The 23,169-nt window shown below is 60.3% G+C and carries 26 protein-coding genes and 2 pseudogenes; 15 read left to right on the top strand and 13 right to left on the bottom strand.

Going from position 1 to position 23,169, the window contains the following annotated elements; all coding sequences use genetic code 11:
• Window positions 1-451 precede the first annotated feature (451 nt).
• Window positions 452-1,294, top strand: a complete 843-nt coding sequence (locus EFD56_RS28915; RefSeq protein ID WP_206513433.1) for a dienelactone hydrolase family protein — start codon at window positions 452-454, stop codon at window positions 1,292-1,294.
• An 84-nt stretch (window positions 1,295-1,378) separates the two neighbouring features.
• On the opposite strand, the gene EFD56_RS28910 is transcribed toward EFD56_RS28915, so the two are convergent.
• The 4 genes from EFD56_RS28910 to EFD56_RS28895 all read right to left on the bottom strand — a co-directional run bounded on the left by EFD56_RS28910 (window position 1,379) and on the right by EFD56_RS28895 (window position 4,441).
• Window positions 1,379-1,912, bottom strand: a complete 534-nt coding sequence (locus EFD56_RS28910) for a YidB family protein (RefSeq protein WP_064827140.1) — start codon at window positions 1,910-1,912, stop codon at window positions 1,379-1,381.
• 163 nt (window positions 1,913-2,075) lie between these two features.
• Entirely contained in the window at window positions 2,076-2,435 is a 360-nt protein-coding gene (locus EFD56_RS28905) for a hypothetical protein (protein ID WP_004679492.1), read from the bottom strand.
• A 117-nt stretch (window positions 2,436-2,552) separates the two neighbouring features.
• Entirely contained in the window at window positions 2,553-3,368 is an 816-nt protein-coding gene (aac(3), locus tag EFD56_RS28900; RefSeq protein WP_206513432.1) for an aminoglycoside 3-N-acetyltransferase, read from the bottom strand.
• A 176-nt stretch (window positions 3,369-3,544) separates the two neighbouring features.
• Window positions 3,545-4,441 carry an alpha/beta fold hydrolase gene (locus EFD56_RS28895; protein WP_126906930.1) on the bottom strand — a complete coding sequence of 299 codons (897 nt, stop codon included), beginning with the start codon at window positions 4,439-4,441 and terminating at the stop codon, window positions 3,545-3,547.
• A 262-nt stretch (window positions 4,442-4,703) separates the two neighbouring features.
• Between EFD56_RS28895 and EFD56_RS28890 the strand changes: the two genes are divergently transcribed.
• Complete coding sequence (locus EFD56_RS28890) at window positions 4,704-5,585, top strand: alpha/beta hydrolase (RefSeq protein ID WP_126906929.1); 882 nt, start codon at window positions 4,704-4,706, stop codon at window positions 5,583-5,585.
• Here EFD56_RS28890 and EFD56_RS28885 read toward each other — a convergent pair.
• Both EFD56_RS28885 and EFD56_RS28880 read right to left on the bottom strand, forming a co-directional pair.
• Window positions 5,549-5,893 (bottom strand): antibiotic biosynthesis monooxygenase family protein, encoded by a 345-nt coding sequence (locus EFD56_RS28885; protein WP_126906928.1) that lies wholly within the window; start codon window positions 5,891-5,893, stop codon window positions 5,549-5,551. The two genes, EFD56_RS28890 and EFD56_RS28885, sit on opposite strands and share 37 nt — an antisense overlap.
• A 988-nt stretch (window positions 5,894-6,881) precedes the next feature.
• Complete coding sequence (locus EFD56_RS28880; protein WP_037137943.1) at window positions 6,882-7,628, bottom strand: glucose 1-dehydrogenase; 747 nt, start codon at window positions 7,626-7,628, stop codon at window positions 6,882-6,884.
• 106 nt (window positions 7,629-7,734) lie between these two features.
• Between EFD56_RS28880 and EFD56_RS28875 the strand changes: the two genes are divergently transcribed.
• Window positions 7,735-8,079 carry an ArsR/SmtB family transcription factor gene (locus EFD56_RS28875; RefSeq protein ID WP_126906927.1) on the top strand — a complete coding sequence of 115 codons (345 nt, stop codon included), beginning with the start codon at window positions 7,735-7,737 and terminating at the stop codon, window positions 8,077-8,079.
• Window positions 8,080-8,194: 115 nt separating this feature from the next.
• Here EFD56_RS28875 and EFD56_RS28870 read toward each other — a convergent pair whose 3' ends face one another.
• Window positions 8,195-9,577: a tetratricopeptide repeat protein gene (locus EFD56_RS28870; protein ID WP_164736878.1), complete on the bottom strand. Its 1,383-nt coding sequence runs from the start codon at window positions 9,575-9,577 to the stop codon at window positions 8,195-8,197.
• 80 nt (window positions 9,578-9,657) lie between these two features.
• Between EFD56_RS28870 and EFD56_RS28865 the strand changes: the two genes are divergently transcribed.
• Window positions 9,658-9,933 (top strand): DUF4242 domain-containing protein, encoded by a 276-nt coding sequence (locus tag EFD56_RS28865; protein WP_004676988.1) that lies wholly within the window; start codon window positions 9,658-9,660, stop codon window positions 9,931-9,933.
• A gap of 221 nt (window positions 9,934-10,154) precedes the next feature.
• Here EFD56_RS28865 and EFD56_RS28860 read toward each other — a convergent pair whose 3' ends face one another.
• The 3 genes from EFD56_RS28860 to EFD56_RS28850 form a co-directional block, all read right to left on the bottom strand.
• Entirely contained in the window at window positions 10,155-10,412 is a 258-nt protein-coding gene (locus EFD56_RS28860) for a GlsB/YeaQ/YmgE family stress response membrane protein (protein ID WP_064817679.1), read from the bottom strand.
• A gap of 244 nt (window positions 10,413-10,656) precedes the next feature.
• On the bottom strand, window positions 10,657-11,151 hold the full coding sequence (locus EFD56_RS28855) for a GFA family protein (protein ID WP_245440652.1): 495 nt from the start codon (window positions 11,149-11,151) through the stop codon (window positions 10,657-10,659).
• 150 nt (window positions 11,152-11,301) lie between these two features.
• Complete coding sequence (locus EFD56_RS28850) at window positions 11,302-11,568, bottom strand: DUF2277 domain-containing protein (protein ID WP_004676994.1); 267 nt, start codon at window positions 11,566-11,568, stop codon at window positions 11,302-11,304.
• Between the two features lie 669 nt (window positions 11,569-12,237).
• On the opposite strand from EFD56_RS28850, the gene EFD56_RS28845 reads away from it, so the two are divergent.
• Window positions 12,238-13,392, top strand: a complete 1,155-nt coding sequence (locus tag EFD56_RS28845) for an extracellular catalytic domain type 1 short-chain-length polyhydroxyalkanoate depolymerase (protein ID WP_126906925.1) — start codon at window positions 12,238-12,240, stop codon at window positions 13,390-13,392.
• A 74-nt stretch (window positions 13,393-13,466) separates the two neighbouring features.
• Here the strand turns inward: EFD56_RS28845 and EFD56_RS28840 are convergent, their stop codons facing one another.
• Entirely contained in the window at window positions 13,467-13,994 is a 528-nt protein-coding gene (locus EFD56_RS28840) for a c-type cytochrome (RefSeq protein WP_126906924.1), read from the bottom strand.
• Between the two features lie 636 nt (window positions 13,995-14,630).
• Between EFD56_RS28840 and EFD56_RS28830 the strand changes: the two genes are divergently transcribed.
• The 4 genes from EFD56_RS28830 to EFD56_RS28815 all read left to right on the top strand — a co-directional run bounded on the left by EFD56_RS28830 (window position 14,631) and on the right by EFD56_RS28815 (window position 17,782).
• Window positions 14,631-15,611 (top strand): AraC family transcriptional regulator, encoded by a 981-nt coding sequence (locus tag EFD56_RS28830; protein WP_064827133.1) that lies wholly within the window; start codon window positions 14,631-14,633, stop codon window positions 15,609-15,611.
• A gap of 59 nt (window positions 15,612-15,670) precedes the next feature.
• Complete coding sequence (locus EFD56_RS28825) at window positions 15,671-16,879, top strand: MFS transporter (RefSeq protein ID WP_126906923.1); 1,209 nt, start codon at window positions 15,671-15,673, stop codon at window positions 16,877-16,879.
• Window positions 16,880-17,126: 247 nt separating this feature from the next.
• On the top strand, window positions 17,127-17,468 hold the full coding sequence (locus tag EFD56_RS28820) for an NIPSNAP family protein (RefSeq protein WP_037137388.1): 342 nt from the start codon (window positions 17,127-17,129) through the stop codon (window positions 17,466-17,468).
• Window positions 17,469-17,491: 23 nt separating this feature from the next.
• Window positions 17,492-17,782 (top strand): CopG family transcriptional regulator, encoded by a 291-nt coding sequence (locus EFD56_RS28815; protein ID WP_126906922.1) that lies wholly within the window; start codon window positions 17,492-17,494, stop codon window positions 17,780-17,782.
• A gap of 365 nt (window positions 17,783-18,147) precedes the next feature.
• On the opposite strand, the pseudogene EFD56_RS33300 reads toward EFD56_RS28815, so the two are convergent.
• Window positions 18,148-18,297 (bottom strand): annotated as a pseudogene (locus EFD56_RS33300) (non-homologous end-joining DNA ligase); the annotation flags it as partial.
• Between the two features lie 134 nt (window positions 18,298-18,431).
• On the opposite strand from EFD56_RS33300, the gene EFD56_RS28800 reads away from it, so the two are divergent.
• From EFD56_RS28800 to EFD56_RS28775, 6 genes and pseudogenes are all read left to right on the top strand, one after another.
• Window positions 18,432-18,632: a hypothetical protein gene (locus tag EFD56_RS28800; protein WP_010008245.1), complete on the top strand. Its 201-nt coding sequence runs from the start codon at window positions 18,432-18,434 to the stop codon at window positions 18,630-18,632.
• A 2-nt stretch (window positions 18,633-18,634) separates the two neighbouring features.
• Window positions 18,635-18,955 carry a hypothetical protein gene (locus EFD56_RS28795; protein WP_016735584.1) on the top strand — a complete coding sequence of 107 codons (321 nt, stop codon included), beginning with the start codon at window positions 18,635-18,637 and terminating at the stop codon, window positions 18,953-18,955.
• 320 nt (window positions 18,956-19,275) lie between these two features.
• Window positions 19,276-20,028, top strand: coding sequence for an SOS response-associated peptidase (locus EFD56_RS28790; RefSeq protein WP_126906936.1), 753 nt, complete (start codon window positions 19,276-19,278; stop codon window positions 20,026-20,028).
• Window positions 20,029-20,032: 4 nt separating this feature from the next.
• Window positions 20,033-20,236, top strand: a pseudogene (locus tag EFD56_RS28785) (hypothetical protein); the annotation flags it as partial.
• A 211-nt stretch (window positions 20,237-20,447) separates the two neighbouring features.
• Window positions 20,448-21,569, top strand: coding sequence for a glycosyltransferase family 2 protein (locus EFD56_RS28780; protein WP_126906921.1), 1,122 nt, complete (start codon window positions 20,448-20,450; stop codon window positions 21,567-21,569).
• A 114-nt stretch (window positions 21,570-21,683) separates the two neighbouring features.
• A complete protein-coding gene (locus tag EFD56_RS28775; protein WP_126906920.1) occupies window positions 21,684-22,385 on the top strand; it encodes an SOS response-associated peptidase in 702 nt (233 codons plus the stop codon).
• Between the two features lie 567 nt (window positions 22,386-22,952).
• Here the strand turns inward: EFD56_RS28775 and EFD56_RS33530 are convergent.
• A complete protein-coding gene (locus tag EFD56_RS33530; RefSeq protein ID WP_281040062.1) occupies window positions 22,953-23,159 on the bottom strand; it encodes a DUF1515 family protein in 207 nt (68 codons plus the stop codon).
• Between the last annotated feature and the right edge of the window lie 10 nt (window positions 23,160-23,169).

Genomic DNA, 23,169 nt, shown 5'->3' with positions numbered 1-23,169 from the left:
CCGACGGCGCTCTACAGACGTGATCACCTCAATTGGATGCTTCGTCATATGACTACTCCTAGTGTTACCACTAGGACTGGCAGTCAGAAGCCCTCTATCGCAAGACGGCCTTCACCGTGGGCTTACCAATCGCCTTGTTCCACACCGCTGTGCAAGGCAGCCAGGTTTTGGCCATTCAGCACGCAGAGCTTCAACGTGTCATTGAGAGGACACGCGGCCGCCCCCTCCCCGCTCATCAGGATTGCAATCACCGCAGCTGCCAGGAAACGCACTCGCCCACCCCAAATCATGCCATCAAATCCCACCGGCACCTTAGTCGGGGCGCAGAAGAAAACAAGGCAGTGAGCTTTGCTGCACAGCTCCTGAAATCAGGACTCGGGCGGCAAGCAATACCATCCATGATGATCGAGGATTATACTGGCAGCCGTCGATCACACGGGTGGAGAAGCCTGTGAAAACCGCGGGACTTTTTCTGTGCTTTGCCGCATTCGCCGTCACCGTGCCCGAGGCCCCGGCCAAGGCCGAGGAATTGGTGCGGTTCGAAAGCGTGCCGGTCAAGCTCAGCCCGTTTCGCATCCGCAAAGCCCGGGAACTGGGGGAAATTCTGCCTCAGCCGCAAGGCACGCCGCTGCTCGGATATTTGTCGCGGCCTCCGGGCGATGGCCCCTTCCCGGCGGTCGTCGTCATGCATGGATGCGACGGCTTGCGTGCGAGCGTCAGGGAGCTTTGGCCGAAACGGCTGGTCTCGTGGGGTTATGTCGTGCTTGTTGTCGACAGCTTTACCAGCCGCAACCTTGCCGACACGTGTCTATGCCGTGTTCCCGATCGCGTCTTCGACGCCTATGGCGCTTTGGATTTCCTGGCGCAATCAGGCTTCGTCGATATCGGGCGCGTCGCCTTGATGGGCTTTGCGGCGGGCGGCACCGCGACGCTGGATGCCACGAAAATCGAAGGCTACGAGCAGCTGGTCGAGCGCAAGTTCAAGGCAGCGATTGCCTATTATCCCGCCTGTGACGCAGACCGCGGCGACGCGACGGTGCCGAGCCTGATTTTAACAGGCGAGCGTGACAATTGGAGCCGGCCCGAACGATGCCAGAAGAGGCTTGCCCGCCTCGGCGACGATAGCCCGCCGATCGAACTCGATATCTACAAGGGCACGTATCACGGTTTCGATGCCCCGGAATTTGCGGTCGGAAAGCGGGTTTTGGGTCATATCGAAAAATACAATCCCGACGCTGCGGGAAAATCGATCCGCAGCGTTTACGCGTTTCTTCGCAGATATCTGGGAAGGTAGAACTCTTGGCGTGCGCGGGGCAGATCAGGGCCGACTGAGGCCATGTCCGCGACCCCGCGTGTCCGGCACCCATGCCTCCCCACACTAAACCCCGCTCGGCCGGCCGGAGCTTGTCGCCTGGCTCGCCGAAGACCGAAACGCCTCCTCGGCGCTCGGCACTTTCCCTTCCGGCGTCAGGTCGTCGACGGCCTTGGGCAGATCGCGGCTCAGCCGCCCGAGGATTTCCTCATGCGACAGGCCGGTGTTCCGGGCGATCTCGTTCAAGACATCGGGGCCGAGCGCTTCGGCGAGCTCGCCGTCATTGATCTCGGCATTCTGGCCGGGGCGCACCCAGGATTCCATCTTGTCGCCGTGGCCGTTCTGCTGGAACGTCTTCAGGAGATCGCCGAGACCGCCGCTGACGATGCCGCCGGAGGTCAGGCCGCCGAGCAGGCCACCCAGGCCGCCGGAACCGCCGAGCCTGCCGAGCATGCCGCCGAGACCGCCCGGCTGCTCGCCTCCCGCGCCGGATGGCTGCGGGTTCTGCAGGCCGCGCAGCAGTTCGCCGATCTTGTCCCTGTTCTGGTAGCCGGCAACGGCAAGAACGGCGAGAAGCGCCTTCAATTGACCACTCATCATGATGCATTCCTCCGGTGATTGTCAGCACGGCTCAGGCGAACCGCTGCATCTGTTGTTCGGCAATTCGGACGAGAAAACCGCCTCGGTCCACGCGGCCAGCCGGCTTTGCACGGAGCAATGCCGCGCCGAAGCGTCCGAGCGGTCGGTTTTATTTTTCGTACAGTCAGATTTCCGGGCAACCGCGCCGGTTGGCGAAGACCATGCGTTCCGGTCCGCGGCGCGTCATCCCCTGGACGACGATGCTGCGCGACGAGATGCGGACGATCTGGGCGCGGCGAAGGCCTTCGCTGCGGGCAATGTCGAGCGCGTCACCGGGATCGCAGCCGCGTGGGCCGCGGCGGTCGTAACGGTCATAGCGGCCGTAACGATCGTAGCGATCGCGGTCGCGGTCGCGGTCGTAGACGCCGACCCCGCCGGGGCCGATGCGCAATTCCATATCCTGCGCGGCGGCAATGGTCGGGGCGATGGTGAGGCCGCTCATGGCGGCCAGCCCGACCAGTATGAAGTGAAGAGACTTATGCATGGTTTCCTCCCATGGTCTTGTGCTTATCGCCATACCAACATCGCCATGGGGAATTTGTTCCGTGAGGAAAGAAGCCGGGGCGGAAGCGAGCGCCGCCGGCCACGGGGTGCCGGCCGCTCAGCGCTCGGGCCGAACATGCTGCTCCAGCCAGGCGACAGCGAAGCGGCAGATCGAAGCCGCATTGACCAGCACCGATGGCGCTTCGCCGACCAGCCCTTGCGCCCCATGCCCGCCGGCCAGGAATTCGGCGACGATGCCGGCGAAATAATCGCTTTCAAGCCCGGCCACAACAGGATCGCCGGTGTCGAATTCCTCCAGCATGCGCCAGACAGTGCCGGCCGGCGTTGCAAAGGGCACCTCATATCGGCGCAGGCGCTTGCCTGGAATTTGCGCGAGATGCTCGGCATGATGGAGCAGGGTCATGGTGTCGAGCGGCGCTCCGACCATCAGCACCTTGCCGCCCGCCTCCACCAGTTTGGCGAGCGGGGAGCCCTCGCCATAGCCATAGTCGAGCGGGTGGTCGGCGGTCAGCCAATCGGCCCCCGCGCCGACTGCCGCAATAGAGGCGCCGGGATTGCCGCTGCGCCGCGCTCCCGGCGTCGTTCGCAGGAATTCTGGGAACACGCCATTGTCGCGAATGGCCCTGGAGAGAGCCGGATCGAAGGGCGCGATATGGGGCCGCCACCCCTCGGGAACCCGTCCATCACCGTCGAGCAATTCGTCATAGGCGCCGTTCCAGTCGGTATAGGCGACGATCGTGCCGGAAAGCCCCACCACGTCGCGCAGCGCATCGATCAGCACGTCGGGGCCGCTCAGCAGAAGCCCGACCTTGCTCATTGCGGCGTGCACCATGACCATGTCGCCGGGGCGCAGGCCGAGCTCATGGAGATCCTGGCCGAGCGAGAGGCGCGTGTGAAAATGCGGGACGGTCATCGGCCGAAGATCATGGCGTCGCCGGCCGGAGTCAATCTCCTTCTCCCACGCGGCGGCAGACCCTTGCCGAAGAAAATCGATTGGTGAGCGGGACCGCATTGCAGCCTGAGTTACGGAGATCGTCGTCGACCCCTTAGGCCGATGGCCAAGGTGCAATTGCGGCGGATCTCCAGGCTCTACGCGACATCCGTCAATGGCCCAGGCTGGGCCGCCGGGAAGGGAGAAGGCTCCTCGACGATCGCGTTCAGCATCCGCACCACCACGGCCGGGGCGACGTGATGCGGCATATGGCCGACCCCTTCAAGGCGTTTCAAAAGAAGGCGGGGATATCGTTGCCGAAGCCAGCCGATGTGCCGGTCGGGATCGACGATAAGATCTTGCGAGCCGAAGAGCACATGGACGGGAAGCTGCCGGGGCTCGCCTGCCAGCAGCGCCATGTCCCGGTTGAAAGCGCGCAACTCGTCGGCCATCGCCTCGATCGCGCTTGCCCGGATCATATGGCCGGCGGGCAACATCTTCAGATGGGCGGGAAGAGCATTGGGCAATGATGATGACCGAAGTCCGTGCCGGAGAAAGAAGGAGGCCCAGCGGGGCATGATGTGGCGGCGGATCGCCGGCCCTATCAACGGCGCAACCGCGGCGCGCAACAAGATCAAGGGCCTCGGGGGAAGCGGACTGCAGCAAGGCGAGATCAACAGCAGCGCTTTTAAAAGCTCAGGTCTGCGGGTAGCCAGATGAAGGGCCGAAGCACTGCCGATCGAATGGGCGACGATCGTTACAGGTCCGGCCTCCAAGGTCTCGAGAAAGCGCTCAAGCCAGAAAGACTGTCCGAGCGGACCCCGTTCCTCAGGCGGCAGCGGGGAACTCAGTCCGTATCCAGGACGATCGATGGCAATCAGCCGGTGATGGCTGTTTTCGAGAGGAAGCAGCACCTCCTGCGCCAGACTGCCACAGCCATGCAGAACAACAACCGGGCTTCCGTTTGGCGAGCCGCTTTCAAGGAAATGAACCTGTTGGTCATCGATGACCTCGATCGTGCCCAGTCTGGGCTGGATGAAGTGCTTCTTCAACATGCGCAGCAAACCCGACAGGCCGGCAAAAGTTCCTGGGACCGATCGCGCAAGCGACTGATAATGTGTGATTTACGGGGTCGCGGGCGGACCCCAGCTCAATGGAAACGTCTGGGTCCTGTTGAGGACGGTGATCGTGTCTCGCCCCTTCTCTATCGGAACGCTTTGTGCCTATATTCGCGCTACGCTAAGTACAACACGCCGCAACGGCCGCGGTTGCTGCAAAGCGTTCGGGGGATTGGCCAACCGGCGGGTATAGTCAGTGGTGAGCGCTACAAGGTACTTGCTGATCTTGCCGCTGATGGCAGTCATCGCCTACATGGCGATCGTGGCTGTGGTCTATTTCTCGCAGCGATCCATGCTGTATCCCGGAGCCGGCGCCGCAGCTCTTCCGGAGCCGGCGAGCTGGGGCGAGACGGTCCACATCAGGACGCCCGACGGAGAGCTGCTGCAGGCACTCTACACCAGGGGCGACAGCGACAGGCCCTGCGTGCTCCTGTTTTTCGGAAACGGTGACCGCGTCGACAATTACGCCTTTCTCGCCCAGGCTCTGTCCGCGCGGAGGATTGGGTTGTTGGCGATTTCCTATCGCGGCTATCCCGGATCGACCGGCTCGCCCGGCGAGCAGGGCCTGCTGACAGACGGCATCGCCGCCTTCGACTGGCTTTCGGCACAGGCAAAAAGCGGGATCGTTGTGCTAGGCCGCTCACTTGGCACTGGCGTTGCGGTGAATACCGCCGGGCAGCGGCCGGCCGCGGGTGTCATTCTCGTCTCTCCTTACCTGTCGGTTCTGTCGGTTGCGCAGACGCGTTATCCGTTCCTTCCGGCCGAGCTCCTGCTCAAGGATCCCTTTCGCTCGGACCTCAGGATAGGCAAAGTCAAACAACCGAAGCTGTTCCTCCACGGCCGGCTCGATGACAGCATCCCGCTTTCATCAGGCGAGGCGCTGTACCGCCTCGCACCCGAGCCCAAGCGGATGGTGATCTATGACGGTGCGGGTCACAACGATATCCTCAACGATCGCATGGTCGGCGAGGTCATCGGTTTCGTGGAAGCGCTCAAAGAAAACCGGCCCCAAGATGCCGTCACGGACGGGACCGGGGGCGACGATCAGCGCAGTGTGACGGATTCGGCTTCGAATCCATAAGCGCGTTGCACGAGCGCGACCCGGATTTCATACCGCCTATACCAGTCCGCCCGGCCGCGGCGTTGCGCTTCGACGTGATCGACAACCGCTTTCCATGCCCGTATGCTGTCCTCGTCGCGCCAATAAGAGTTGATGATCCCGAACCCGTCAGCGCGGCGGGCGCTTTCGAAACCCAGAAATCCGGGCTGCTGCTGTGCCAGCTCCACCATCGCAGCACCGACATCGCCGTAACCGTCTTCGACCTCCGTTCGCTGCGATGAGAAACAGACGACGTAATAGGGTGGTGCAGGTAAGCTCGCGATCGACATGCCAACCTCTCGTTGCTGATAGACGGAGATCTTCGCAACCCGCCGCCGTGCGGTCAATTCCGTAACGTTGATAAGCGGCACCAGGGGACAGCCACCTCGCCGTCTTCCACCCCCAACGCAGTTGCGTCTCTTGCCGATGGCCCCTCCAACCTCCGGCATTTCAGGGCCTCGAACCTGGAATCCATGGCCGCAGCCGAGGAGACCGTCATGGGTCCTCGGGTCAAACCCGAGGACGACGGAGGGTGGGGTGAGCTCCGCGACAAATCCGGCGATGGTGCGAGAATAGCAGCGGCGTTGCAGCCCCTTGCCGATGGCCCTCCCCACCTCCGTCATTCCAGGCCTTGAGCCTGGAATCCATGGCCACAGCCGAGGAGGCCGGCGTGGGTCCTACGGTCAAGCCCGAGGACGACGGAGGGTGGGGCGAGCGCCGCGACAAATCCGGCGATTCTGAGGGAATAGCCCGGCGGAGCGCCTCTTGCCGATGGCCCTCCCTACCTCCGTCATTCCAGGCCTTGAGCCTGGAATCCATGACCACAGCCGACGAGGCCGGCGTGGGGCCTCCGGTCAAGCCCCGGTCAAGCCCGAGGACGACGGAGGGGTGGGGCGAGCTCCGCGACAAATCCAGCGATTGTGGGGGAATAGCCCGGCGTAGCGCCTCTTGCCGATGGCCCTCCCCACCCTCCGTCATTCCAGGCCTTGAGCCTGGAATCCATGGCCACAGCCGACGAGGCCGGCGTGGGTCCTCGGGTCAAGCTCGAGGACGACGGAGGGTGGGGTGAGCTCCGCGACAAATCCGCCGATTGTGAGGGAATAGCCCGGCGTTGCGCCTCTTGCCGATGGCCCTCCCCACCCTCCGTCATTCCAGGCCTTGAGCCTGGAATCCATGGCCGCAATGGACGAGGCCTGCGTAGGTCCTCGGGTCAAGCCGGAGGACGACGGAGGGTGGGGTGAAGCTGGTGCCGCCACGCGATGCGCAGGCGCAAGATTCTCAGCGGAAGCCGCCGCTGGCGGCCAGCCGTTCGCCGGTCATCCAGCGGGCGTCGTCGGAGGCGAGGAAGACGGCGACGCCGGCGATATCGTCCGGCTGGCCGACGCGGCCGAGCGGCGTCTGGCCGACGACGAGCTGCTCCAAATCCGAGCCGATGACGCCTGCCGTGTGCGCCCCCTCGGTCTCGACCATGCCCGGCAGGATGGCGTTGACGCGGATCTTGCGCGGGCCGAGCTCCTTGGCAAGCACGCTGTTGATGCCCTCGAGCGCACCCTTGGTGCCGGTGTAGACGGCACTGGCCGGCGGCGCCATGCTGGTGACCACCGAGGAGATGTTGATGACGCTGCCGCCCTCGCCGAGGTGCTTGACCGCCGCTTGGGTGGTCAGGAGAACGCCGAGAACGTTGACGTCGAAGATGCGGCGGTAATGTTCCTCGGTCACCTCCTCGATCGCGGCGAATTCATAGACGCCGGAGTTGTTGACCAGGACATCGAGTTTGCCGAACTCCTTGACGGCGGTATCGACCAGGCCCTGCGCCTGTTCGGCCTTGGACACATCGCCCTGAACCGCGATGGCCTTGCCGCCGGCCGCACCGATCGCCTCGACGACGGCATCGGCGCCGGCCTTGCTCGAGGCATAATTCACCACCACCTTTGCCCCTTCGGCCGCCAGCGCCTTGGCAATCGCCGCGCCGATCCCCTTGGAGGCCCCCGTGACGACCGCGACCTTTCCGGTGAGTTTTGCCATCTTCATTTCCTTCTGATCAGGACTGCCGCCGTTATTGGCGGCTTGTTCCATAGTTCAGAAATTCGGAACTGTTGATCTCGATGTCAAGGGTCGCTATATAAAATTCATGAGACCGCTGTTTCACCCTGCTTTGGAGGATATACGGCCGGAGGCGATCCTTTATGCGCTGTCCGATCCCGAGCGCGTCGCCATCTTCGCAAAGCTTGCCACCGCCGGCTGCGGCGGCACGTGCTCGGCGCTCGCCGACCTTGGCGACCGCATCATTCCAAAATCGTCGCTGTCGAACCATTTCAAGGTGCTGCGCGAATCCGGGCTGATCCGCAGCGAACGCCAGGGTGTCGAGATGCGCAACCAGACCCGCTGCGCCGAACTGGACGAACGCTTCCCGGGGCTGATCAGATCGATCCTGGTGGCGTATGGACAGCTTCCCGAGCAGCTGGCGACGAATTGATGGCTGAGGCAACAGGGGCATTGAGGCGGCGGCACAGTTGATCGGTTTTTTGCGAGGGCTGTTGAGTGGACAGGACGTCATGGTTCAGGGCCGGTTGCCTCGATTGAGCTTGAGGTCAGCCTGAGAAGAGCTCATTCGCTTTTCGGGCATAGAGATCGGCCTGCTCCTCCTCGCCCATCGCTGCCAGCAGCAGCGCCAGATTCCGATATGTTTGAGGGTCATCAGGACGCAATCTTATCGCCGTCAGGTAATGTGACCTTGCTTCTATGAGAGCGCCTTTCTCATGCAGGAGAACCCCTAGATTATTATGGGCTTCGGCGTACATCGGAAGCGAACTCAGTGCTGCACGATAGTGTGATTCTGCTGCCTCGACGTCTCGTCCCTCGAGAAGCATCGCATAATTGTAGTGGGCTTCGGGGTAATCCGGCCTCAACTGCAGCGCCTGTCGGTAATGCGATTCAGCTGCTTGCGCATCACCGTTCTTCTCGAGGAAGACCCCGAAATTATTGTGGGCTTCGGCAAAGCCCGGTCGAAGCCGCAGGGCCTCCCGGAAGTGATGATGCGCTTCGAACTGATCCCCCCATTCGTCGAAAAGACCAGCCAGACGCAAAAGCGCGTCCACATGATCCGGGCGACACTTCAGAGCCTGCCTGTAATGGGCGGCCGCTTCATCAGGGCGACCGGTTTCCTCGAGGAGAATTGCGAAATTGTAGTGAGCTTCCGGATATTGCGGCCAGAGACGAATGGCATCCAGGTAACGGGCTTGCGCGGCGGTTCTGTCGCCAGCGGCCTTCAAGATGACACCAAGATTATTGTGCGCCTCCGGATAATCCGCCCGTAGCTCCAATGCCTTCTCGTAACAACGTCGTTCCTCAGCCAACTCCTTCTCATCCGCCCCGGCCATTCCCGCCCCCTTCAGGAACCAGTCCTCGGCTGTCATCCGCTCTTCGGACCGTGCAGCAAGCGCTGTGCGGTCGACGGACACGACGCGATAGAGATGTCGTCTCGGCAGGAAGTCGCCTTTGAGTTCGAAGACATCGACCTCCTGGAAGAGATAGACCGGCAAATCGATAAGATCGAGGATTGTTTGGGTGACGAATAGGGTATCCGGCTCGGCACGTGATTCCACCCGCTTGGCGATGTTCAAGGCACGACCGACCCAGGCGTCGTCATCGTGCATTCGCGAACATTCGCCAAAGTGGCAGCCTACCCGGATTGGAAGGTCGTTCGCCTGACCACCCGTCAGGTGACGCCGCCGTTGCTTCCAATAGGCAATCAGTTTCAGCGAGAAATGGACGGCTACATCAGCAGATTCGAATAGATAAAGATGGCCGTCGCCTGTAAAATTCTCATGCCGCCGCCCGTATTGGCTGGCAAGCGTCTGAGACAGGTAACGATATTCCGCAATCGCGCTTGTGATCGTGTCGCGCGAAACCGTGTTCCAGACCGCTGAGTGTCGGACGAGGTCTGTGAATACGGCGGCAAAATAGATGTCCATTCGCAACGGCCGGAAGTTAACAGCGATTGCGCGACATGTCGAAACGCATGCTGTCATCGCTCAACACAAGGACAGTCATCATGCCACAGTACATGGTTGAAAGACACTTGCCGGGAATCACTCCCGATCAACTGAGTGCGGCTGCGTCTCGCGCGAAAAATGTCACTGCTGAGATGACCAGGCAAGGTAAGCCGGTGCGCTATCTTCGCTCGACATTTGTCCCGGCCGAGGAGCGATCATTCTGCCTGTTCGACGCCTCCTCGGAACAGGATGTGAAGGAGGCAAACGAACGCGCCGAAATCCCACTGGTGAGAATTACCGAAGTCAGACATATCTCGGCCGAGGACGTGGTCTAGGCCATCCAAAGCCTGCAAAGCGCGAACATTGCAACGACCGAGTCTGGCCGTCCGGGAAATGATCAAGAGATCGACCTCCGGCCGCCATCGGGTCAATCCCTCGGACGACGGAGTGTGGGGCGCTTTTGGCGGGCGCCGTGAACACGAGACGACCACACCTCAAGCCAGCTGGTGCGCGGCAGGAGGTCATGATGAAGGCCGGTTTGGCGCCTCCTGTTTCGTCAGGCCGGACGTCTGATCATTCTTGCAACAGCGATCAGGAGGCAGGCTCCGATGAAGCCCGCGATCAGATAACCCAGCCATCCGCCAAGGGTGACGCCGAAGAGGGACAGGATAAAGTTGGCGATGATGGCGCCGACAATACCGAGAAGAACGTTCATCAGCACGCCCATGTTGCTCTTCATGAACATCTCGGCGAGCCAGCCGGCGATGCCGCCGATGATGATTGCGGCGATCCAGCCGATACCTGCATTTTCCATGGCATTTCCCCATCGTGAATTATTGAGTAGCCGGCGCGCGCCATCGGTTTCGCGGGTCGAGCTAAACCGATGGCCAAGCGACATGACTATAACCTTCCGCCACGCGAGTTGGTTCCGTAAGGCCCCGCGCGCCCAAGGCGATGCGTGCTCTTGTCGATCTGGTTCAGCTCACTTGTCGGCCGCAGGCCAATCGTTCGCCGGCCCTCTATCACGGCAGCGTCGTCCGTCCGCACCGTCCGTCGCCTCATGCCGCTGGCCCTCCCCCACCCTCCGTCATTCCAGGCGGTGAGCCTGGAATCCACGGCCGCGGCCGCTCGGACGCCTCCCCCCACACGTTCAACCCATGACGCTCGATCGCCTCGGCGAGATCGATCCAGTGCGGGCGGTTGTTCCACCAGTGGACATGATCCGGCGCGGGAAAGGACGGATCGGCGAAGGTGCCGCCGGCGATGATGAGCGAGCCGGGAAAATAGTCGCCGGATTTCGAAAATCCGCCGCCGCCGCAGATCCGGCAGAAGGCTTTCATCACATCGGGCCTGTTTTCGCCTTGCGGAAACCAGGTCGAATAGTCCCCGGAAAGAACCCGGACATCTTCCTCGCGGAACCAGACATTGTGCGACAGCGCGCTGCCGGATGCACGTTGGCAACGCGTGCAGGTGCAGAGGTGGTTGTGCAAAGGATCGCCATCGACCTCCAGGCAAAGCGCGCCGCAGGGACACTTGGCATGAAAGATGGACATGTGGATCCTCCCGTGCTGACAAATCCTTGTCGATCTGGCCGCCTTGCAATCGATGGTTCCCGCAGAAATTTCTAAGACTCTCGAATGCGAGACTGCCAGAACAGCCCGCCGCCGCGACACGGGAGGGTGATTTTCGGTGATCGAGCTTTCCTACGCAAAGCGCATCGCTGATCGCGCCCGCGCCTTTGCAGCGACTTCAGCACGGTCGCGCGGCGGCTGCGAGGTCTCGAGCGAATGCAGCAGCTCGTGGGCGCATTGTGCGATCGCATTGACCGCCTGCTCGAATGCCGCCTCATTGCGCTTCGAGGGCTTGTTGGTTCCGCTCAGCTTGCGCACGAACTGCAGCGCGGCGTCATGGATCTCCGCGTCCGTCGCTGGCGGATCGAAATTGAAGAGAGGCTTGATATTTCGGCACATGACTTGCTCCCGGTCGTCTCCCCTCCCATCCAGGAGGATGATTGCTTCCCATAATCTAGTCGCGTGAGCGTAAATGACAAACGGGCTGGTCGTCAGCAACGCAATCCGCAAACAGCGCGGCAAGGCGAAGGTTGGCAGCAACAGCACCCCGCCCTCGATGCGGAGGAAATCGATACCGGCCGCCACGGCGTCGATGTCGTGCCGAATCTCGCGATGCAGGCTGCAGCGCTCGAAAACATCCTCACTGCCACCCGCGAGCAGGAGCAGCGCCATGAGCTGAAGGGCTCGACGGGGCCATATCCCCGAAATAGAAAAGCCTGCCGCGGGAGGAGGTGCGGCAGGCTTTCCTAAAAGAACCGAACAGCGACTTGGGAGGAGGAGTGCCGCTGTTCCAACAGACGTCCCTTCGGGAGGAGGAGTGGGCCATCTGAATCTCGAAGCGGTGCGGGAGGAGGAGCATCGCTTCGAATGAGATAATCATACTCGCGCCAGCGCCATCTGCCAGCCTCTATGTTGCACTGCAGCTATGCACTCGCCGCAACGATCCGCTGGACAGCTGGGCATTCCATACCCCTTATTTGTCGGCTTTCTGCCGCTCCTGATCGAATTTTCAGCGCCTCTAAAGGCTCACACAAATGTGCGCGGACGAATTAACCTTGGAATTCCATTGTGCGGCGCAGCAATCGTCCCCATATCAAGAGTTCAGACCGATTGGCGGCCAAGGAGACGACATTGCTCGACAAGCCCCCACAAAATCACAACTTGGTCGAAATTGGGAGGTTCGGCTCCAATCCGGGATCCTTAAAGGCGTGGTTGTATGCGCCTTCGATCATGGCCCCCGGGGCCCCGCTGGTCGTTGCGCTGCATGGCTGCACACAGACGGCAGAGGGCTACGCCGCAGGTTCCGGCTGGTCCCAACTCGCCGAGCGGCGCGGATTTGCGGTGCTTTATCCCGAGCAACAGCGGTCGAACAATGCCAATCTCTGCTTCAACTGGTTCGAGCCCGGCGACATCAGCCGGGATGCGGGTGAGGCATTGTCCATCCGGCAGATGATCGGCCATCTCGTCCAGTCGCAGGGCATCGATCCCAAGCGCATCTTTATCACAGGCCTGTCGGCAGGCGGTGCGATGGCGAACGTCATGCTGTCGACCTACCCTGAGATATTTGCAGGCGGCGCAATCATCGGCGGACTGCCCTATGGCGTGGCAGGCAGCGTGGCAGAGGCTTTCGAGCGCATGCAAGGCCGCAATCCGCCGACTGTCTCCAAGCTCCAATCGGCGCTCAAGCGCGCATCGAACCACCGCGGGCCCTGGCCGACGATTTCGATCTGGCACGGCACGCATGACCAGACGGTCAGGGCCAGGAATGCCGATCAGATCGCCCAGCAATGGAGCGGCGTGCACTCCCTTGCCATCGAGCCAACGCGGAGCGAGTTGATACGCGGCCATAACCGCAAAGTCTGGCTCGACGCGAAAGGCATGGAGGTCATCGAGATCTATCTCGTCAAGGGCATGGGCCACGGCGTTCCCCTGGCGACGGGCAGCGATCGCGCGATCGGCAGAGCCGGCCCGCATATGCTCGAGGCAGCGATTTCCTCGACCGTTCGTATCGCGCATGCATGGAATCTGGCGACCGAGGCAGACGTCGAGGAGGCTGAGTCAGCCGGAAGTTTTGTCCGTCGCGAAGAGCCCGACGTGGCTCCATCCACGATAGAAAGAGCATTGTCCTACGCCAGGTCGCGCGCCAACGTCGCTAGCGCCCCCGACGGCAAGATCGCCAAGGTCATAAACGATGCGCTTCGCGCGGCGGGGCTGATGCGATAGCCAGACATCTCCCCAAGCGGGAATGATCACCTATCAGTGCGAGAAAGACGCTGGCTGCCGTAGGGCCCACAGTGCTAGTTTGGCGCGGCAGCGGCGGTTTCGCCCGGCGGCAAGATCCGGAACATGAAGGTTGAAACCTTCTCCCCCGGCTGGAAAGGTCCGGGGACCTGATTGCTGACCGGTTTCAGGCTTTGCAGGAAGACGGCAATTGCTGTCACGTCTTCTTCCGTGAGTTGCGCCAGTGCATGCCACGGCATGATCGGCGCCAGCTGGCGGCCATCCGGCCGCTGCCCGGCCTGAAGCGCCGTCACAATCTGTTCCCGGGTCCAGCTGCCGATGCCGGTCTCCTTGTCAGGCGTAATATTGCGGCCGACGAAAACTCCCTGCCCCGGGATCTCGAAGCCGACATCCGATCCACCCAGAAATCGGGCGCTGTCCGGTTTGCCGAAGAAATATCCCGGCGTGTGGCAGTCGTTGCAGCCGCCGATGGTGACGAGATATTCGCCGCGCGCAACCTGCGCATCGTCGGCCGCTGCCATACTGGATTGCAACGCCAATGCTGACGCGGCCAGAAATGCCAACCGAACGCTCAATCGAAACATCGTTCCCCTCCAAGATACAGAAGCTCGCAACGGCCAGCGACCTGAATATCACCATTAACCCCCTCGATATATTAGCCATTCTGAATTAACGAGGATGGCGGAGAGGATAACCGTCGGACGGCCGGCAGCGCGCGCAGGCTCTGCACAATGGTAGGCTTCGGTGTTTTCACGAGGGCTCGCGGCGATTATTGCCTCATATTATTCTTTGGTTCCAAACTCACTGCTTTGAATGATGCGCAAAGGCTTGCGACAGCAGCCGCACGGCTCCGACAAGCGGGGCCTGTCTGGCCATTGCTTTGAAGCCTGGCCAAGGAAAAGGCAAAGGGCACATGAGGCCTGCGGAGACTCAGTCTAGTCCATCTTCTTTGCCGCGCGCTTTGCCCACAAGATCGCGCTCACCGGTCTCGTGAGTGGCCGTCATCGTCATATGTGTGATTTTCCATCTCTCGACAGATTTCTCCAGCCCGTAGCGATAAACGCCTTTGCTATCGCGCCATTCAGCTTCTCGATCAGCACGCGCCGAGCAAGCGTTCTTACCTCAGTCTTAAGGGCAGTCGTTGCATTCCCATTGATGACCTCCGAGCCTGACACTGATGCCCACTTGCAGTCCGGACGGTCGGCATATAAATTGACGCAATGCTTGATCGTTCATCCCAGTCTCCGACGCAAATTCCTACGGACGCACTCAGCGAAATTCTACGGGACTTTCGCCTGAGTGGAGTCAACTACGGCCGCTGCGAGCTACGTCATCCATGGAGCATCGCCTTCGCGCAGCAACCGCTGCTTCGCTTTCATTTCGTCAGCGAGGGTCCATGCTGGATCCATACCGAAGCCCAGGGATGGCAGGAGTTGCAGGACGGCGATCTGGTGTTGTTGCCACAAGGTGTCGAACACCGGCTGGCCAGCAAGCCCGATGTTGTCGGCGACTCGCTCAAGAGCTGCCAGGTCACCAAGCTGGGGGGCAATGTCTGCGACGTGGTGCAGGAAGGAACAGGAGCGACGAGCACCTTGTTCTGCGGTTCCATGGCTTTGGGTGCGAATGCCCTCAATCCGTTGATTGCTTTGATGCCACCGATCATCAAGGGTTGTGATGTTGCCGGCAATGATCCGATCGTCGGCCCCCTCCTCGCCGCCATGACGGCAGAGGCGTCGCAGCCGCAGATCGGCAGCGCCACGGTCTTGTCACGCATGGCGGATGTACTCGTCGCGCGGCTCATTCGCTGCTGGGTCAATTGCAGCGGCGCCTCGACCAGCGGCTGGCTCGCCGCGATCCGTGATCCGCATATCGGCCGTGCGCTGGCAGCCATGCACCGAGATCCCGGCCATGACTGGACGCTTGAGACCCTTGCCGGCGTGGCAGGTCAATCGCGCTCGATCTTCGCGGAACGCTTCAGCGCCATCTTGGGGGAAGGCGCGGCACGCTATCTCGCCCGTCTGCGCATGCAGCTTGCACGAGAGCTGCTCAGTCAAAACATGTCGGTTGCCGCGGTCGCTTCGCAACTGGGCTATGAATCTGAAGCTTCTTTCGCTCGCGCCTTCAAGCGCATCACCAGCGTCTCGCCTGGCGTTGTGCGTCGCACCATTTCCGGACGAACGGATATGGAATTCGGACTTTAGGACACATATCATCCTGAAAAACTCCGCTATTAAGACCTCCAAACCTTGGAGGTACTTCAATGACGGACACAACATCACAGCTTGACGGCGCCGCGATCGGCCTCGATTCTACCGTTCCGAGTTCATGGAGCCCAACAACCTGGTTTGCCGTTATTTCCATGGCAGCCACAAGCTTTGCGCTCGTCTCAGCTGAATTTCTGCCGGCAGGTCTGTTGACGCCAATGGCGCGTGACCTTGGCGTCAGCGAGGGAACCGCCGGCCAGGTTGTCACCGCCACCGCATCTGTTGGCGCGGTGACGGCCTTGTTGAGCAATGTTCTCATCGGCAAACTGAACCGGAAGACTGTCCTGGTCGGCCTAAGCGCCTTGGCTATCGGCTCCAATCTCCTGGCCGCGCTGGCGACGGATTTTTGGCTGTTGTTGTTGGGCCGGGCCGGGCTGGGCGTCGCGCTCAGTGGTTTCTGGGCGCTTTCGGTTGCCGTCGTGGCGAGACTGGTTGGCACCAATGCGACAGGTCGCGGTATGGCCATCGTCACCCTCGGTGTCTCGCTTGCCACCATAGCTGCACCATCCATGGGTGCCTTGATCAGCGATTGGCTGGGCTGGCGTGCCGCCACCGCCATGACCGCAGGGCTCGCAGCGATTGCGATGCTGCTGCAGATACTCAGCTTGCCGACGCTACCTGCAAGCACAAGCAATCGTCTTTCCGACGTCTTCCGGCTGACGAAACGGCGCACTGTGCAACTCGGAATGCTTGCCATCCTCTTGCTGATGACGGGGCATTTTGCCGGCTCGGTCTATGTGCGACCCTTCCTCGAACAGGTGACGCTGCTTGGCACCGGGCCGATTGCCCTGGCGCTCCTCGGGTTTGGCATCGCCTCTGTGATCGGCAATGTCGCCGGCGGCCGACTGGCAGACGCGAATATCCACGTGGCGCTCGCTGTCACCGGCGTATTGATGGCGTTTTCGGCGCTTGCTCTCGTCCTCTGGGGTGCACAGAGCGGCATCGCGTTTGCCCTGGTGACACTTTGGGGTTTCGCTTTCGGGATGGCTCCTGTTGTACTGCCCACCAACTTGTCCCGGGGCGCGACAGACGCCTTGGAGGCTGCCGGCAGCCTGATGGTCGTTTCGTTCCAGGTCGCCATCAGCATCGGTGCGCTGTTCGGCGGCTATGTGGTCGATCACTTCGGTGCCTCAGCGCCATTGACATTTACAGCCGTCCTGGCGGCATCGACTATCGTTCTGGCGTTGCTTCAGCCCCGCAGCTGACTTTTGGAGCTCAAGGTGAGCAGATCGCCCGATTTCAAAAAAGGACATAGCTATCACGCGACCAGGGGCCCTCGGCGAAGGGCCCCGCATGCCACAAACTATCGGATAGAACTGAAGCTCAACGCCCCCCGGCGGCAATTTTGATACGCATGGGAATAGATGTGGAGCAAATCGGCAGATCTATCGCGCTCTCTCGATATGAGGATATGATCTCCCTTAAAAGGGCATCCGGCATGAGGAGCATCCGATGATCCACGAATTGCGCGTCTATACATGTCTGCCGGAGAGGCTGCCGGCACTGCAACAGCGTTTCGAGACCGCGACGCTGGCGATCTGGGAACGCCTCGGCATCCGCTCACTCGGCTTCTGGACGACGATGATCGGTTCTTCCAGCAACGATCTGACCTACCTGATCGAATGGCGGTCGCTGGCGGAGCGCGAGCAGAAATGGGCCGAGTTCATCGCCGATCCGGAGTGGCAGGAAGCGAAGGCGAAGAGCGAGGCGGATGGGCCGATCGTCGCCAACATCGTCAGTTCGCTGCTGAAGCCGACACGCTTCTACCGCGGCTTCTCCAACCTGTCGGAATAACGGTTACGGCCGGCCGAGACCCCATGACCATGCCCGACACCGCCGCCCTCCTTGAAGACGCCGCCGATCGCATCGCCGACATTTCCCGGGCAGATCTGCAGATCATGCGGCGCCGCGCCGCGCTGCTGTTGCGGAACTCCGGGTCGATCGCATTCGAAGACGAAATTGAAGAAGCTCTTCGGGATCTGTCCGGCGAGTTCGGCAAGACGCGCAACGATACCGTCAGGCTGATCGTCCGGGAGTGGATGGAGAAGAACACCTATCTGCCGGTGCGTGAATTGGATGAAGATGGCGATACGGATGGGGAAGCTTGATTGAGTGACGATCGAATTCAGCTATGGATTGCCCTGTGCATCGTGGGCCCCTTTTGCGCCTACTACTGGTATTGGTTCATCAGGTCGATCATCTTCTACAGTAGAAACGGCTTCAATTTCACCGAAGAGTTCGGGCCTGAGGCCTACTGGGCCGATCGCGGAGGTGATGATGATTGCGTGTTGATGAAGCCAAAAAGAAGTTCTTTATTGCCGGGCCAACTTTCGTGTTATTGACCTCTGTCATGTTGATTTTCTTAGTTTTAGCTTTGATGGGAATTATTTAGCCTTGCGTCGTTTTCAGACCTAGCTCTTAAACATCATTCGATCTCATAAACCGCCGCATTATCAGCTGCGTCACGTAGCCCCAGAGCGGGGCACGGATCCACCCGGGCCGGCATGGGGTCGAAGGGAAGGTTCGGCTGGGCAGGGTCTCGCTTCTTTCGCGGCCGGCTGCGGAGCGGCGCGTCGGCGTCACCGAGCAGCGGCTGAGCAGGCTTGCGGGGCGGCTTTGTCATGCCGGCAGTTCAGCAGCAGCACCTTAAAAAGCAATTGACCAAGATTGATTATTGACTCATCAGACCATGAGAACATAATAAGAACATCGGCGAGGCGGCCGCCAATCTGAAAACTGAAGGAATGGAGCACGGTTATGCGCGAGCAGCCGATCGGCGAAGCTATGGTTGATGACGAGATTGCGGAGGTGCTCGCCTATCACCGGGGCGATGCACAAGCAGCGATCGGAACCCTCCTGAATGACATCCGCCATCTTCGCTGGCAGCTAGTTTTGACAGAAGGCGCAATGGGCCGAGGGATCACCCGGGGGTGGCGGCCGAGATACGACCGAGACTGACAATGCCGGAAATGAATTATGCCAAGAAGCTGCGCGGCTGGAGCTTGAGCGACGCAGCCGACGCCGGCCAGTTGCTGGAAGTCACCTGTCAGTTTTGCAGAAGGACGCACCGATACTTTCCGCACGATCTTCTGAAGCTGACCGAGAACGTCAGCCTCGATCGAATGGCAAGCCGCTTCCATTGCCAGCGCTGCGATCGGTCGGACTATATGGTCCTCAAGGTTGTTCAATTGTGGGGCTCTGAATACGGCAAGCTCGAGGTGCGGCGTCTGATCAAGGTCACCACGCTCAAGAAGCCGATCTGGGAAGATGGAGTTCTTTAATGGCCGATCGACGCGATAATCCCCTCGCCCGCTGGCGCCTGAACGCCCTCCTGCCCCATCACGTGATTATCTTTTGGGGCAATTATCAAGCCGGCGAACATGCTCACCACTTCCGCCAGCGAGGCGAGATAATCAGCTCTGCGACCGCCATAGACCAGGCTTCCAAGTTCTATTCCGCTTCGGTCGAATGGGATCAGTATCTTGTTTTCTGTTTCGGAAGTCGCGAAGCTGCGGCGCAATTCAGGGACCGTTGGAACGGTCAATTCATCGATACGGACGAAGTGAGCAGAAAAGGCGTGTGGACGCCGAGGGAGGGTGATGTGTGCAATTTATACCGGATGATGAGCAACCAGCAGGCCATCCGAGCGATCACGCGGGCGATGATCGACAGCACCGGCAACATGGAGCCGCAGCAAGAGATCTGGCCGGACAGAATGGCGCCGATCGTCCGCAACACCCGCGACGGGCGGGAACTCGCCAACGTCCGCTGGGGGCTTCCGAGCTCTTCGAAGGCTCTATTCGATGCAGCGACCAAACGCGCTGACGGGCTGCGCAAAAAGGGAAAGCCAGTCGATTTCGACGAACTTTTGAGGATGGAACCAGACGGCGGCACGACGAATGTCCGCAATGTGAGCAGCAAGCATTGGAAGCGCTGGCTCGGCGTCGAGAACCGGTGCGTGGTCCCGTTCACCTGCTTTGCCGAACCTGATCCGGCGAATAAGCCTGACGGCGGCAGGATGCCGAATGCCTGGTTTGGCGCGCCCGACGAGAGCCTAATGTTCTTCGCTGGGCTATGGGTGCCGCAATGGACGTGCGTGCGGAAGATCAAGGAAGGACTGATCACGACCGACCTGTTCGGCTTTCTCACCACTGAGCCCAACGCGATCGTGGCGCCGGTCCATCAAAAGGCTATGCCTGTCATCCTTGGAAGCCAGGAAGATATCGAGACGTGGCTCAGTGCCCCATGGGAAGAGGCAAGCAGTCTGCAGCGACCGCTGGCGGATGACAGGGTAGTCCTGCTGCCGTCCGCGGAGCCATTGACCGCAGCAAACCCGCAACTCGCTTTGATTTGAGCAAATGAGCATCACAAACCACTCGACCGCGCCCGGTGCCAATGTTCACTTCGAGCACTATTGCGAGGAGGCCGGCTGCAAGAAGTGGGGCGGCTTCGGTCACAGCCCATCCAGGGCGATCCCCGTCCGCTGGTGGTGCTGGGAGCATTTCCCGTACAAAAGCTATGAGCAAGAGCAGGCGCTCAGAAGAAAGCTCGAGGCTGCAGAGCGTAACGCCGCACACGGCGATGATGAAGGAGCGCCGGCGCCCCTATCACGCACCGGACTAAAGTCTCTTTCACGTCGCCCGCAACAACGCTATCTTGCTCCGCTGCTGCCCTATTGCGCGCTAAACGGTGGTGCCCTGATGGACTGTGCGAAGAGTTTACCGTCTTCTCTCTGCAGCGTCTGGGTACATGGCAACAACCTAGAGATCTTGTATGGCTTCTTGTTCAGCTGAAGATCGCGGGGAAACTGTCCACCTGAGCGCGCCACTAGTGTCGGTGGTTGTCCCCGCTTTCAACGCTTCACCATACATCGAGCGAACACTTCGATCCGCAGTGCAACAGACTTATGCGAATCTCGAGATCATCGTCGTCAATGATGGCTCTACGGACGATACGGCAAGATTGGTCGAGAAAATGGCCGCGGTGGATCCTCGAATTCGCCTCCTGTCCACGTCAAATCGAGGCGTCGCGGCGGCGAGAAATACCGGCATCGAAGCATCATCAGGCCCATATGTGGCGTTTCTCGACGCGGACGATCTCTGGCACCCGACGAAAATCGAGAAGCAGGTAAATGCGCTCCACAGGTTATCCCAGGAGTGGGCTGCTGTTTATGTGTTGCACCATATAATCAATCGAGACGATGAGATCGTTTGCTCCTACGGCTCCCATGTTGCGAGAGGGTATATCTACGCCCGGCATCTCACCTTCAAATACGTTGGCAATGGAAGCGCGCTTCTTGTTCGTCGGGGTGTTGCCATTGAGATTGGCGGGTTTGATTCCTCATATGCAGTAGCAGGAATTGGCGGCTGCGAAGACCTCGATTTCGAACTTAGGCTGGCCGCGCGCTATCTTGTCGAAGTCATCCCGGAACGCCTGGTTGGGTACCGTCAGTACCCTGGTAACATGTCATCAAATCACCTGCAGATGGGTAAGGGCGCCCTGGAAGTTGTCAGGCGTTCGCTCGCCGCAAATCCTCATCTGCCCCACTACGCTGCCCGAAGTGCGATGAACGCCACTCGGAAATATGCCTACTGGCAGTTCCGCCGAGCCAAGTGTTCATCATTGTCGGTCATGCTTCTTTGGTCGATGCTACGAAGCGAACCGTTTTTCGTAGTTCAGCGTATCCTCAAAAAGGGGCTGCGCTGCCTACAACAGGAGTCTGGCTCCGCGACGATAACGGGAAGCGATCAATATTCAGATCCACCGGTTAGGTCGAAATTCGACCTGCAGATCATTCCGCAGGTTGAGCCCCCTGACGAGAGCCGGCGATCAAGACGCAACCTGGTTCGGCTGGCAGCGGTGGATGCCAAGCTGCGTTTATTTCCCGAGCCTTGAGCAAAAGGGTTGCTAGGCAGCGGGGGGACGACGGGCAATGCCTTGTTTTGGTCGATATTGATTGAGATTCATTAACGCCACTTATCGAAGGTCGATCCCATACGAGACCAGCGCATGTGTCGTCGCGTCTACATAAGTCAGTCTTTTGACGAACTCGCGGAAAGTTTCAGCTTTGCTGAGCGGGATAAGGTCGATGACCTCGGTGATCGCCTCCCTCGTTACAATGGCGCTCCGGCCGAAGTTTACCACATCATCATCCAAGATGGATCGAGCCCAGCTTTCGCTATCGCCCGCTGGGGCTTCATGCCGACGTGGATGGACCCACGCCGACAAGCGCCGGCAATCGTACGCGTCGACACGATAGCCACTCATCACATGTTCCGGGAAGCTTACCGGTCGCGCCGCTGTCTGGTACCGGTCAGTGGCTTTATTGACTGGAGCGAGAGCAACCAGCCGCACGCTGTCGCTTTGAAGGACCGGTCGACTTTCGCCCTAGCAGGCATTTGGGAAGTTTGGCGCCATCCGGTCGGCATCGATATCCGTACCTTCGCCATCGCAACCTGTGCACCGAACGGCATGATCTCGACAATCCACAATCGAATGCCGGTCGTGCTTCGTCCCGAGGATTATGAGCGTTGGCTGTCCGCAGACCCCGACCCACGCGACCTGCTGCAGCCGTTCGATGCCGAAGTGATGACGATGTGGCCGATTGCGCGCCGCATAAGCAATGTCAGAAACGGTGGACCTGAGGTCTTAAGTCGAGTTGATGTCGACGGAGAACAGGCTCCGCAGCGCCAGTCATCAGGGAGGTTTTGACTGGAGTTCAGCAACATTGCTAAAACCTCCCTGATGTTCCTTTCAACAAGGACTAAAAAAACCTAAGCCGCATCGCGCCCACCGAAAAGCCGGACCTAGGTCTGACTGGCCGCCGCAAGGCGCAGTAGGATTAGCAAATACAGGTAAATTGACGATTTTCCGGACTGTGCCACTCTTATGATCGGCCGCTCCCCTCGCTGCGGCAGCATAGCTGATAGGGCTGGTATCAGCTTATACAAAATGCCCCGTCCTGGCGGGGCATTTTGCTGTCCGGACCTTCGGCGGGAGGTCTCGCAAGGACGACCTAGCTCGGGCGCGAGGCAGCGGCATCGCACGGTGTTACTTCCTGTGCTATTCCTCACGACTTTCAGAACCATTGCAGCCTTAAATGCGATCAGCAGTTGAATTAATAAGTTAAGGTGAATTGATCATTTTGAGAACTATGTCATCCTTCTTTACGCCGCGTGCCCCTCGGTTCGCGGTGCCGGATGTACGGTAAAACTCAATTGCCCCGCCCTCTGGTGGGGCTTTTTTATTATCCTGAACCCTTGCACCAGTAATGATCAGTCACCGGCTGGTTGCCCAGGCAATCATCGCGGCGCCGAACTTTGTGACGATGAAGGTGATAGCCGACGCCCCTATCCCGACGATTGCGAGCGCCCCGATCCCCCGTTGCCTCCACATTTTCACGGCGTCAGTTTCCGGGCGAAGGCAAAGATCGCCTGTGGCCGACGTGAGGACGCATTGCTCACCTTGCGTTCCAGCCGGAAGAATGGCCAGCCCT

This window comes from Rhizobium phaseoli (assembly GCF_003985125.1).
GTDB lineage: Bacteria > Pseudomonadota > Alphaproteobacteria > Rhizobiales > Rhizobiaceae > Rhizobium > Rhizobium phaseoli.
This window is presented reverse-complemented; position numbering and strand designations above follow the sequence as displayed.

What these genes read in the sequence shown, in the direction of transcription:
- EFD56_RS28910 (WP_064827140.1), bottom strand. Translation starts at nt 1,912, where the DNA reads ATGATGAGTGGTCAATTGAAGGCGCTTCTCGCCGTTCTTGCCGTTGCC.
- EFD56_RS28905 (WP_004679492.1), bottom strand. Translation starts at nt 2,435, where the DNA reads ATGCATAAGTCTCTTCACTTCATACTGGTCGGGCTGGCCGCCATGAGC.
- EFD56_RS28895 (WP_126906930.1), bottom strand. Translation starts at nt 4,441, where the DNA reads ATGTTGAAGAAGCACTTCATCCAGCCCAGACTGGGCACGATCGAGGTC.
- EFD56_RS28885 (WP_126906928.1), bottom strand. Translation starts at nt 5,893, where the DNA reads ATGTCGATCGCGAGCTTACCTGCACCACCCTATTACGTCGTCTGTTTC.
- EFD56_RS28880 (WP_037137943.1), bottom strand. Translation starts at nt 7,628, where the DNA reads ATGGCAAAACTCACCGGAAAGGTCGCGGTCGTCACGGGGGCCTCCAAG.
- EFD56_RS28875 (WP_126906927.1), top strand. Translation starts at nt 7,735, where the DNA reads ATGAGACCGCTGTTTCACCCTGCTTTGGAGGATATACGGCCGGAGGCG.
- EFD56_RS28870 (WP_164736878.1), bottom strand. Translation starts at nt 9,577, where the DNA reads ATGGACATCTATTTTGCCGCCGTATTCACAGACCTCGTCCGACACTCA.
- EFD56_RS28865 (WP_004676988.1), top strand. Translation starts at nt 9,658, where the DNA reads ATGCCACAGTACATGGTTGAAAGACACTTGCCGGGAATCACTCCCGAT.
- EFD56_RS28860 (WP_064817679.1), bottom strand. Translation starts at nt 10,412, where the DNA reads ATGGAAAATGCAGGTATCGGCTGGATCGCCGCAATCATCATCGGCGGC.
- EFD56_RS28855 (WP_245440652.1), bottom strand. Translation starts at nt 11,151, where the DNA reads ATGTCCATCTTTCATGCCAAGTGTCCCTGCGGCGCGCTTTGCCTGGAG.
- EFD56_RS28850 (WP_004676994.1), bottom strand. Translation starts at nt 11,568, where the DNA reads ATGTGCCGAAATATCAAGCCTCTCTTCAATTTCGATCCGCCAGCGACG.
- EFD56_RS28840 (WP_126906924.1), bottom strand. Translation starts at nt 13,994, where the DNA reads ATGTTTCGATTGAGCGTTCGGTTGGCATTTCTGGCCGCGTCAGCATTG.
- EFD56_RS28830 (WP_064827133.1), top strand. Translation starts at nt 14,631, where the DNA reads ATGCTTGATCGTTCATCCCAGTCTCCGACGCAAATTCCTACGGACGCA.
- EFD56_RS28825 (WP_126906923.1), top strand. Translation starts at nt 15,671, where the DNA reads ATGACGGACACAACATCACAGCTTGACGGCGCCGCGATCGGCCTCGAT.
- EFD56_RS28820 (WP_037137388.1), top strand. Translation starts at nt 17,127, where the DNA reads ATGATCCACGAATTGCGCGTCTATACATGTCTGCCGGAGAGGCTGCCG.
- EFD56_RS28815 (WP_126906922.1), top strand. Translation starts at nt 17,492, where the DNA reads ATGACCATGCCCGACACCGCCGCCCTCCTTGAAGACGCCGCCGATCGC.
- EFD56_RS28800 (WP_010008245.1), top strand. Translation starts at nt 18,432, where the DNA reads ATGCGCGAGCAGCCGATCGGCGAAGCTATGGTTGATGACGAGATTGCG.
- EFD56_RS28795 (WP_016735584.1), top strand. Translation starts at nt 18,635, where the DNA reads ATGCCGGAAATGAATTATGCCAAGAAGCTGCGCGGCTGGAGCTTGAGC.
- EFD56_RS28780 (WP_126906921.1), top strand. Translation starts at nt 20,448, where the DNA reads ATGGCTTCTTGTTCAGCTGAAGATCGCGGGGAAACTGTCCACCTGAGC.
- EFD56_RS28775 (WP_126906920.1), top strand. Translation starts at nt 21,684, where the DNA reads ATGTGTCGTCGCGTCTACATAAGTCAGTCTTTTGACGAACTCGCGGAA.